This is a genomic window from Paenibacillus timonensis (assembly GCF_022427145.1).
Classification (GTDB): Bacteria; Bacillota; Bacilli; order Paenibacillales; family Paenibacillaceae; genus Fontibacillus; species Fontibacillus timonensis.
Map to the genome: position 1 here is coordinate 33,693 of NZ_JAKSXN010000048.1, position 10,075 is coordinate 43,767.

Consider the following 10,075-nt stretch of genomic DNA (forward strand, 5'->3'; position numbering starts at 1 on the left):
TCAGGTTGAGCGGAGCAGACTAGATTGGTGGGTTGGAAGGGCTTGATTGCTTGGCATTTTACACGATCCGATCTCCCCTCCCATGCCACGGATGCCCCTGAACGAAAGGGATAATCGTGCAAAGCGGCCTGCAGAGTAAACCCTGAAATTTGCCTGTCCTGGCATCTCCCTAAAATTCTCATTGCAACCGTTTACACCCTTGAGATAGGATAATCGAAGAGGTGAACAGGATGATGAAGGACAAAAAATGGCTGGCCGGCATGATGATTTGCATCGTCGTTTTGGTCTATTTATTTATCGGCTTTGCCCGCTATTCCGGGAAAATCGGCAGCATCGTCAAAGAGCTGCAAGGGCAGCCCGCGAGCGGCGAGTCGCGTTATCATATCGTATTGATCGAGCAGGAGCGTTACCACCCTTATTGGGAAATGGTGGAGAAAGGCGCGGCGGAGGCGGCGGAAAAATACGGCATCGACATCGAGTTCACGGGCCCGGTGCGCAACAACATGGAAGAGCAGCTGAACCTGCTGGAAAAAGCGGTCGCCGCCCGCGTCGACGCGATCATCGTGCAGGGGCTGAACGAAGAGCGGTTCACGCCGGTGATCGACAAGGCGGTCCGACGCGGGATTCCCGTCGTGACGATCGACACCGACGCGCCGGACAGCCGGCGGCTCGCTTATGTCGGCACCGACAATTTGGCTGCCGGTGAACGCCTGGGACGCCTTATCGTGGAGACGACCGGCGGCACCGGGAAGATCGGCGTGATCATCGGCAGCGATCAGGCTGCCAACCAGCTGCAGCGATTGGACGGGCTGAAAAGAATCGTCGCCGAGCACGAGGGGCTGGAGATCGTCGACGTCCGCAGCTCGAACATCTCTCATATGGAGGCGATCCAGCAAGCGGCCAACATGCTCCGAAATCATCCGGAGATCAACATTATGGTCGGCACGAGCGCGACCGATGCCCTCGGCGTGCTGCAGGCCGCCAAAAACCGCGACGACCTGACGATCATCGGCTTTGACAATCAGAAGGAAACGCTGGAGGCGATCCGCAAGGGAGAGATCGAGGCGACGGTCGCACAGCAGCCTTTTTTGATGGGAGATACGGCCGTTCGACTGCTTTATGAGCACTTCGAGGGGAAACCGCTTAAGAAGGAGTACTTCACGGAAGTGAAAGTACTGGATTCGCGTAATGTGGAGGAGGGCGAAAGCTTATGAGCATCCGCCGCAAGCTGTTTCTGTTCATTCCCCTTTTGGTGCTGGTGATGAGCTCGGTGTCCTTTTTTCTTTTCCAAAGCGGAAAAAACGTACAGGAAAGCTACCACTTGATGATGAAGCGCATTTTGCTGTACAAGGAGATCTCCTACGAAGTGGGGGAAAACATGCGGTCGATGAACCGTTTCATCATGCAGATGGACACCGAAAGTTTGCCCGAAGTCGTGAAGCACTTGAACGCCGTCAAGACCTTGAGGTCCGATCTGGACGGGCTTCGGACGATCGGCGGGAGCGATCTGGCCCTGGCCAATTACCGCAACCTCATCGATACGTTCCTGGAGCAGGCCGAGGCGATGATCGAGAAGATCAGCTACGAGGATTCCGATACGATGGCCGGGGCTTACATCGAAGCGGAGCAGACCCAGCGCTTTATCCGCGAGGAAGCCCAGGAACTGGTCGACTTGGAGCTGGAGCAATACAAGCCGATCTACGAGGATATGATGTTTACGACCGGCAAGTTGAACAAGCTGGGCATTCTGCTGGTGGTAACCGCGGCGGCCTTTAGCATTTTGCTCGCCATTTGGCTGTCGCGCAGCATTACCGGGCCGATTCGCCGGCTGGTCGCCACCGCCAAGCAAATTTCCAAGGGGCGGATGGACACCAAAGCGCCGGAGAGCGACAGCAACGATGAGATTAGCATTTTATGCCGGGCGTTTAACGGGATGATCGACAACATCCAACAGCTGATGGCCGAGAACATCAATAACCTGGAGAAGGACCGGCTGGTCAAGGAGCTGGAGCTAAAGACGCTGCAAAGCCAGATCAACCCGCATTTTCTTTTTAATACCTTGAACTCCATCTCGAAGTTGGCTTACCTTGAAGGGGCTTCGAAAACGAGCGATCTGGCCGTTTCCGTGTCGCGGTTGCTGCGCTACAACCTGCAGAAGCTCGACCAGGCGGTACCGCTGCGCGAGGAGGTGGCCCATGTCACCGAATATATGAACATCCAGAAGGCGCGGTTCCGCGATCGGATCGCCTTCGTAATCAACATCGACGAGCGCGCGCTGGACGGGAGGATCCCTTGCTTGACTCTGCAGCCGATTCTGGAGAACGCCTTCGTGCACGGGATTGAGCAGATGGAGGAAGGGGCCGTGCTGGAGCTGGCGATTCGTCTCGGCAAGGAGGATCAGGTCGAGATCGAGATCCGCGACAACGGCGTCGGCATGAGCCGCGAGACGGTGAACAAGCTGCTGCAATCGGTGCGCGAGGAGGCGCCGCGGTTTGGCGGCAAAGGGCAATCGACGGGCCTGGGCACGCATAATGTGTTCAAGCGGCTGCATTTATTTTTCGACGGACAGGAAGACATCGCCATCGACAGCGAGGAAGGGGCCGGAACGGCCGTCAGGTTTACGCTGCCTCTTCGCACGGGCATGGAATAGAACGGGGAATGGAGGAAGCCAAGGTGTATACTTTGTTGATTGCGGACGACGAAGCGTTGGAGCGGGAAGGCCTTGAAATGATGATCAGGCATGCGATGCCGGATACGTTCCGTTTTCTTCATGCAGAGAACGGGCGGCGGGCGATTCAGCTGGCGGAGGAAGGACGGCCTGATTTTATCTTTATGGATATCAAAATGCCGGGGATTCAGGGTTTGGAGGCCGTGCGGGAAATTATGGCCCGGCAGCCGGGAGCCAAGGTCGTGATGATCACCGCCCACGATTATTTCGCCTATGCGAAGGAGGGGCTGGCGCTTGGCGTGCGGGATTATCTGCTGAAGCCGGCGCGGCGGGAAGAAGTGCTGGACGTGCTGAAGAGCCTGATCGCCGAAACCGAAGAGGCGAAGCGTGCCCGGGACGAGCAACTGGCTCTTCAGGAGAAATTGTCCCAGCTGCTGCCGCTGGCGGAGAACGAGCTGTCGCTGATGCTGATGCTGGAATACGCGCAGGAGGTCGAGGCCGACCAACTGGCGGGGATGCTGAATCTTCAATGGCGGAAGGGTTACGCGATGGTGCTGTCGTTCGCGAAACACACGCCGAAGGAATGGGCCAGCTTCCAGGTGGCCAAGAAGGAGATTTACGACGCCGTCAAGCAATGGGTGAAGCCGGGATTGTCCTGCATTGTCAGTCCGGTCGTTGGCCATCAGATGGCATTGTTTATCCCGTTTCCGCCAGGGCGGCCGGGCTATACGCAGCGGGTCATCGCCCTGGAATGGGGCGAACGGCTGCGCAGCCAGGTGGAGGAGCGGTTCGGACTGCCGCTATCCGTCGGCATCGGCGGGGTCCGAGAGGGTTGGGACGGGCTGAGCCGCTCGTACCGGGAAGCCGTGCGCGTCTGCGCGGATGAGCAGGATATCGTCAGCGTCCGGCATTACGACGATATCGCCGAAAGCTCAGGGCGCCCGGCGATTCCGCTGGACGAGGAGAAGAAGCTGCTCGATGCGTTGCTGCGGCACGACAAGCCCGAAGTCACCGAACATTTCGCCCTGCTGTTCGAACGCCTGGAGGCGGCCGAGCCGCGGCATTATCCGCGCCTGCGGGGCGACGTGATCGGGCTGCTCCTGTATTTGAGCCGCGGCGTGGAAGCGGGAGACGGCCCCGACCTGATCGAGGACTTAAGCGCCTGCGAGGATCCGGGGACGCTGCGCGCGAGCGCGTTGCGCCGGCTTGGCGGCTGGATCGACGGACTGCGGGAGCGGAAGGAACGCAGCCGTTCGCATGTGCTGCAGCGGGCCATCCTGTTCGTCAGCCAGCGCTTCAAGGAAGAGATCTCGATGGAGCAAACCGCGGAATACGTCAATCTCAGTCCGTACTATTTCAGCAAGTTGTTCAAGCTGCAGACGGGAGAAAATTTCAGTGATTATTTAACCCGCCTGCGGATCGAGGAGGCGAAGCGGCTGATCGCCGAGCGTTCCTTAAGCTTGAAGGAGATCTGCTATGAGGTGGGCTACAAGGACCCGAATTACTTCAGCCGGGTGTTCAAGAAATCCGTCGGCATCACCCCCAGCGAGTATCGCCAGCAAAACGAATAAAGCTTGTGCGTTCTTTAAGTCCTTGTCCCAGACAAGGACTTTTTTGTTTTTTCTGCACAAAAAAATCCAGTGAAAGCGGCGGCGTTGAAAGCCTTTACATTCCGCAGCAAGGGAGTGAAGGCAGAGCGCAAAGAAGTGCAGGCAATGACCGGGCCGCGGGGGAGCGCGTGATGCTAAGATAGATTTGTAAGCGCAATCATTCATGATCATTTAAAGAAGGGGCGTAGGCATAGTGAAAAAACACAGTCATTTTGTACGGTTAAGCTTGGCGGCCATTTTGTTGGCTTCCTCCCTGGCAGGCTGCGGGGTTGTATCGGACGGCAGCTCGAACAGCGGCAACGCGAAAAACAATGCGGGCAGCTCGGCGGCCGGCAAGGACGACGGCAAAATCGTCATCGGGATGTCGATGGACACTTTGAAGGAGGAACGGTGGCAGAAGGACCGGGATATATTCACCGCCAAAGTCGAAGAACTCGGCGGCGAGGTGAAGGTGCTTGCGGCCAACGGTGACGACGCGACGCAGCTGAGCCAAGCGGAACAACTGATTTCTCAAGGCGTTGACGTCCTGGTAGTCATCGCGCACAACGCGGAGGCAACCGCGCCGATCGTGGAAAAAGCGCATAAAGAAGGCATTAAGGTCATCGCGTATGACCGGCTGATCAAAAACTCCGACGTCGACTACTACATTTCCTTCGACAACGTCCGGGTCGGCGAGTTCCAGGCCCGCGCCGTAATCGATGCCGCGCCGAAGGGCAATATCGTTTACATCGGCGGCGCGGACACCGACAACAACGCGCACATGTTCAAAGAAGGCGCGATGAGCGTATTGAAGCCGCTGGAGGAGAAAGGCGACATCAAGATCGTATATGACCAATTCTCCAAGGACTGGAAGCCGGAAGAAGCGCTGAAGAACATGGAAAACGCGCTGACCGCCAACAAGAATGACGTGCAAGGCGTCGTCGCTGCGAACGACGGCACGGCCGGCGGGGTCATCCAGGCGTTGACCGCCCAAGGCATGGCCGGCAAAATCCCGGTATCCGGGCAGGACGCCGACTTGGCGGCCGTTCAACGGATCGCCGAAGGCACTCAGTTGATGACCGTTTACAAACCGATCAAATCGATCGCCAACACCGCTGCGGAAATGGCCGTCTCGGCCGCCAAAGGCGAAGAAGTCAAAGCCGACAAAACCGTCAACAACGGCAAAATCGACGTGCCTTCCGTGCTGCTTGATCCGATTCCGGTCGACAAGGACAGCCTGAACGTCGTGATCGAAGACGGGTTCCACAAGCTGGAGGACGTGTACAAAAACGTGCCGAAGGATCAATGGCCTAAGCAATAAAAGCATGTAGCATAAAGCGGATAGAGAAGAACTGGACATAGAAACGGGCAGAAGCGGCGAAAACCAGGGAGCGTTCGGCGTCTCCTTGGTTTCACCCTTTCCGCCGATCCTTAGGCTAAAGAAGGAGAGCAAAGCCTATGCATGTATTGGAAATGGTGAATATCAGCAAAGAGTTTCCGGGCGTGAAGGCCCTCGACCGCGTGAACTTCAAGGTGCGCAAAGGGGAAATCCACGCGCTCTGCGGCGAGAACGGGGCGGGCAAGTCAACGCTGATGAAAGTGCTGAGCGGGTTGTACCCGGCCGGCACTTATAGCGGAGACATCGTCATCGGCGGCGAGAAGAAGCAGTTCCACAATATTACCGATGCGGAAAAGGCCGGCATCGCCATCATCCACCAGGAGCTGGCGCTCGTGAAGGAGATGACGGTAGGCGAGAACATTTTCCTCGGGGCGGAACCGACCAAACGCGGCGTGATCCAATGGGATGAGCTGTATCACAATGCGGCCCAGTGGCTGAAGCGGGTCGGGCTGCATATTTCCCCCGAAACGAAAATCGGCAGTCTCGGCATCGGCCAGCAGCAGCTGGTGGAGATCGCCAAGGCATTGTCCAAGCATACGCAGATCCTGATTCTGGATGAGCCGACGGCCGCTTTGACGGAAAGCGAAGTGGCGATCCTCATGGGCATCCTGAACCAACTGCGGAGTGAAGGCGTGTCTTGCGTTTATATCTCGCACAAAATGCCGGAGGTGTTTGCTCTGGCCGACTCGATTACGGTGCTTCGCGACGGGCATACGGTGGCGACGCTGGACCGCAAGGAAACAGATGACGACCAGGTCGTGTCGCTGATGGTCGGGCGGGAGCTGACCGAACGGTACCCGCGGGTGGAGCATCACCCATCGGATACCGTGCTGGAGGTTAAAAACTATAACGTGTGGCACCCGGAGAAGCGGAACCAGAAGGTGATCAAGGACGTCAACTTCCGGGTGCGCAAAGGCGAAATCCTCGGCATCGCCGGGTTGATGGGCGCCGGTCGGACCGAGCTGGTCAGCAGCCTGTTCGGCGCTTACGGCGGACGGGCGACGGGGGAGGTTTCTGTTGACGGCAAACCGGTGCGTATCCGCTCCGTCGCCGACGCAATCCGCTCCGGGCTTGCCCTCGTCAGCGAGGACCGGAAGCGCCAAGGGCTCGTCATGGGGATGGACGTCAAGACGAATACGACGATGGCCACGATGGCCAAAGTTTCGAAGCTTGGCTTGATTAATGACAACGAGGAAATCCGCTGGGGCCTTAAATATGTGCATGATTTGAAGACGAAAACCGCGTCTCTGGAAACCCCTGTCGGCACGTTGTCCGGCGGGAACCAGCAGAAGGTCGTCATCGGCAAATGGCTGATGTCCGACCCGAAAATCCTGATCATGGACGAACCAACCCGCGGCATTGACGTCGGGGCGAAATACGAGATTTATCATCTGATGAATCAGCTGGTCGACCAGGGCGTGGCCATCATCATGATTTCGTCGGAGCTCCCGGAGGTGCTCGGCATGAGCGACCGGATTCTAGTGATGAGCGAAGGCAAATTCGTCCGGGAGTTCGACTGGCGAGAAGCGACCCAAGAAAATATCATGCAAGCCGCTACGGGAGGGAAATAAACATGGAGCTTCAAAAGGAAATGGGAAAACAAACGGACGGCTCGGCCGCAAAGTCGACGCTGTGGGGCAACTTGTTCGGCAAAATGGACGTGCGGGCCTACACGATGGTGGGGGCGCTGGTGTTGATTTGGGTACTGTTCGGCCTGCTCGACCCGACATTTTTGACGGCGCGGAACCTGTCCAACCTCTTTACGCAAATGTCCGTGACCTCGATTCTGGCGATCGGCATGGTGCTGGTCATCGTCGCGGGACACATCGACCTGTCGGTCGGTTCGATCGTCGGTTTGACCGGCGGGATTGCCGCGATCTTCAGCAATTGGCTGGAGCTGCCGGCGATTGTCGTCATTATCGGTACGCTGGCGGCCGGTGCTGTACTCGGCTTGCTGCAAGGCTGGCTGGTCGCTTATAAAATGATCCCCGCCTTTATCGTGACGCTGGGGGGCATGCTGGTATTCCGCGGCACGCTCATGGGCGTGACCGAATCGATGACGATTCCGGTCTCCGACAAGGTGTTGGCGCTGCTGGGCAATGCGTATTTCGCCCAAGGGTTCGGCATTATCCTCGGCGTGTTAGCCATCGGCCTGATTGTCTGGAGCACGCTGCGCAAGCGCCGCTCCCGGCAGAAATACGGCTTCGAAGTGGCGCCGTTCGCCGTGGACGTGATCAAGATGGCCGCGCTCTCTCTGCTGGTCGTCGCCTTCGTGTTCGTCATGAATGCCTATAAGGGGATTCCTTTCCCTATCATTTTCGTCATCGCGCTGGCGGCCATTTTCTTCTTCCTGTCCACGAAAACGACTTTCGGCCGGCACATTTACGCGATCGGCGGCAACTTGGAAGCGGCCCGCCTGTCCGGCATCAACATCCGCCGCAAAACGATGAGCGTCTTCCTGCTCAGCGGCCTGCTCGCTTCGATCGCTTCGATCGTCCTGACGTCGCGCCTCGCCTCGGCGACGATCACCGCCGGGAACATGGCGGAAATGGACGCCATCGCGGCCTGCGTCATCGGCGGAACGTCGCTGATGGGCGGCGCGGGTACGGTGCTGGGCGCCCTGATCGGCGCGCTTGTCATGACTTCGCTCGACAACGGGATGTCGCTGATGGGGCTGGAGTCGTTCTGGCAATACGTGGTGAAAGGTTCGATCCTCGTCTTCGCCGTTTGGCTGGACATTTCGAATCGGCGCAAAGGGTTGAGATAAGAAGAGTTTTCGAAAAAAACAGACGGCACTTCTTTGGAGACCGTTCCCAGTCGGGAGGATCTCCTCGGAAGTGCCGTTTCGGTTTGCTGACGATCATTCGTTGGCTGTTGATTGGCGTATTTGTTTGCTTATTAGTAGGTGACAACTAGCGCGTTGCTGATTTTGCGGCCCGGCTGAGTCAGGTATTTGCCGTTATAGTAAAGGCCGCTGGAGGCACCGCCGTCGAGGTTCATCTCCTGGTACGCGCCAGCTTGCTTCATGATTTCCGCCAGCTGCGGGATCGTTGCGCCGCCGGAGGTCAGCAGGATCAGCTTATGGTCGCGCGTGAGCCCTAAGGCGCTGCGGGCACCGCCTCCGGTGAGAATCTTCGGATCCTTGAAGCCCTCCGCCTTGACGTCGACCGCAACTTTGCCATTCACTACGAGGCGCGGCCCGGCTTGAAGCGCGCCTTCCATCGTGCCTGCGGCAAACGCGTCGTTGAAGTCTGCGCCGGGAATCAAGCTTGCAAGCAGGTTGGAGTCATAGGTGAAAATAGCGCGCTTGTCGCCGGAAGCTTTCATCTTCAGCTCGCCGCCGCTGACGATGTAGCCGTAGGGAGCTTTGTACGCGTCATCCGTATAAGCGTTGAAGAACGTGCCGTTCACGGCGACGACGGCCTTATGGCGCTTTGCGAGACTGCTCAGCTCCTCGACCTTGCCGACCGTGTCCCCGGCCAGCGCAACCTTCAGGCGGACCTTCGGATCCATCAGCGAGATGGTGACCATCTGCACGGAAAAGGAGCGTCCGCCTGCTTTGAACGTCTTGCGCGCGCTGACGATCGCTTTCCCGACGCCGGCGCTGCTGGCCGCGCCGCGGTTTGCGTACGGCAGGGTCAAGCGGGCGTCGCCTTGGCCGAGGCGGACTGCGCCGGCGGATTTGTCCCATTCCGCCGGGAGCTGGAACGTCGCGCTGATGAACTGCAGCGGGACGTAGGCGGCGCCGGCTTCGTTAAACGGCGCATCGGCTAATGTGATCGGCTCGCCATTGACCTCGGCTTTGGCGGAGCCGACCCGCAAGATCGCGGCGGCGGTGTCGCCTTGCGCGATCGTTAGCTGCTGCCGGGACGCATCCCACTGGACCTGGATGCCGTCCAGTCCGTTCAAGGCCCGGCCGGGCACGAAGGCATGTCCGCTGGCGGGATCCAGCAGGACGACGTTCTTGGCGGGCGCCGTGCCTGCGGCAGAGGCGGGGGTGGAGGCGGTGGGCCAGTTGCCGCCGGAGATCAGGCAAACGAGGGCGAGCCCCAAAGGGAGCAGGCGTTTCGCGAGGGTGCGAAGGGGCGTTCTAGTGCGATTACTGGTGCAGGTGCCTGTGCTAGTGGTTCTAGTTCGGTTCATCAAGATGGTTTCTCCTTTTATGTAGGGTAATGATGGTGGTTTCTTTATGTAATATCGGAAATATATTCGATTTTTCATATACAAATTGGATCCAGCGACTAAAACTCCGCATTCTATTCGGTTTTTCATATAGATTTCGGGCAAACCTCTCGCTAGTGTGTAAATCTATATGAATTTTCATATACATTCCGCTAAAAAGGCCGGAAATGCCGAAATCTATTCGATTTTTCGCAAACATTTGGGGCAGGGGGAGTGGTGCAACATCCTCGCCCTAAT

Annotated in this window: 7 protein-coding genes; 6 read left to right on the forward strand and 1 reads right to left on the reverse strand. The window is 58.0% G+C overall.

All coding sequences use genetic code 11. The features are described 5' to 3' along the window. Nucleotides 1–230: 230 nt before the first annotated feature. The 6 genes from MJ257_RS17985 (at nucleotide 231) to MJ257_RS18010 (ending at nucleotide 8,423) form a co-directional block, all read left to right on the forward strand. Nucleotides 231–1,214, forward strand: coding sequence for a sugar-binding protein (locus MJ257_RS17985; RefSeq protein ID WP_240270529.1), 984 nt, complete (start codon nucleotides 231–233; stop codon nucleotides 1,212–1,214). Continuing rightward, on the forward strand, nucleotides 1,211–2,650 hold the full coding sequence (locus MJ257_RS17990; RefSeq protein WP_240270530.1) for a sensor histidine kinase: 1,440 nt from the start codon (nucleotides 1,211–1,213) through the stop codon (nucleotides 2,648–2,650). Before MJ257_RS17985 ends, MJ257_RS17990 begins: the two co-directional genes overlap by 4 nt. Nucleotides 2,651–2,673: 23 nt before the next feature. Then, a complete protein-coding gene (locus MJ257_RS17995; protein WP_240270531.1) occupies nucleotides 2,674–4,239 on the forward strand; it encodes a helix-turn-helix domain-containing protein in 1,566 nt (521 codons plus the stop codon). Nucleotides 4,240–4,471: 232 nt separating this feature from the next. Beyond that, nucleotides 4,472–5,578 (forward strand): D-xylose ABC transporter substrate-binding protein, encoded by a 1,107-nt coding sequence (gene xylF, locus MJ257_RS18000; RefSeq protein WP_240270532.1) that lies wholly within the window; start codon nucleotides 4,472–4,474, stop codon nucleotides 5,576–5,578. Between the two features lie 137 nt (nucleotides 5,579–5,715). Continuing rightward, entirely contained in the window at nucleotides 5,716–7,227 is a 1,512-nt protein-coding gene (locus tag MJ257_RS18005) for a xylose ABC transporter ATP-binding protein (RefSeq protein WP_240270533.1), read from the forward strand. Between the two features lie 2 nt (nucleotides 7,228–7,229). Then, nucleotides 7,230–8,423, forward strand: coding sequence for a sugar ABC transporter permease (locus MJ257_RS18010; RefSeq protein ID WP_240270534.1), 1,194 nt, complete (start codon nucleotides 7,230–7,232; stop codon nucleotides 8,421–8,423). A 131-nt stretch (nucleotides 8,424–8,554) separates the two neighbouring features. On the opposite strand, the gene MJ257_RS18015 is transcribed toward MJ257_RS18010, so the two are convergent. Beyond that, nucleotides 8,555–9,799 (reverse strand): phosphodiester glycosidase family protein, encoded by a 1,245-nt coding sequence (locus MJ257_RS18015; protein ID WP_240270535.1) that lies wholly within the window; start codon nucleotides 9,797–9,799, stop codon nucleotides 8,555–8,557. Nucleotides 9,800–10,075 lie beyond the last annotated feature (276 nt).

Excerpts from the sequence above, each read along its gene's own strand:
- MJ257_RS17985 (WP_240270529.1), top strand. The coding sequence starts at position 231 with ATGATGAAGGACAAAAAATGGCTGGCCGGCATGATGATTTGCATCGTC.
- MJ257_RS18005 (WP_240270533.1), top strand. The coding sequence starts at position 5,716 with ATGCATGTATTGGAAATGGTGAATATCAGCAAAGAGTTTCCGGGCGTG.
- MJ257_RS18015 (WP_240270535.1), bottom strand. The coding sequence starts at position 9,799 with ATGAACCGAACTAGAACCACTAGCACAGGCACCTGCACCAGTAATCGC.
- MJ257_RS18010 (WP_240270534.1), top strand. The coding sequence starts at position 7,230 with ATGGAGCTTCAAAAGGAAATGGGAAAACAAACGGACGGCTCGGCCGCA.
- MJ257_RS17990 (WP_240270530.1), top strand. The coding sequence starts at position 1,211 with ATGAGCATCCGCCGCAAGCTGTTTCTGTTCATTCCCCTTTTGGTGCTG.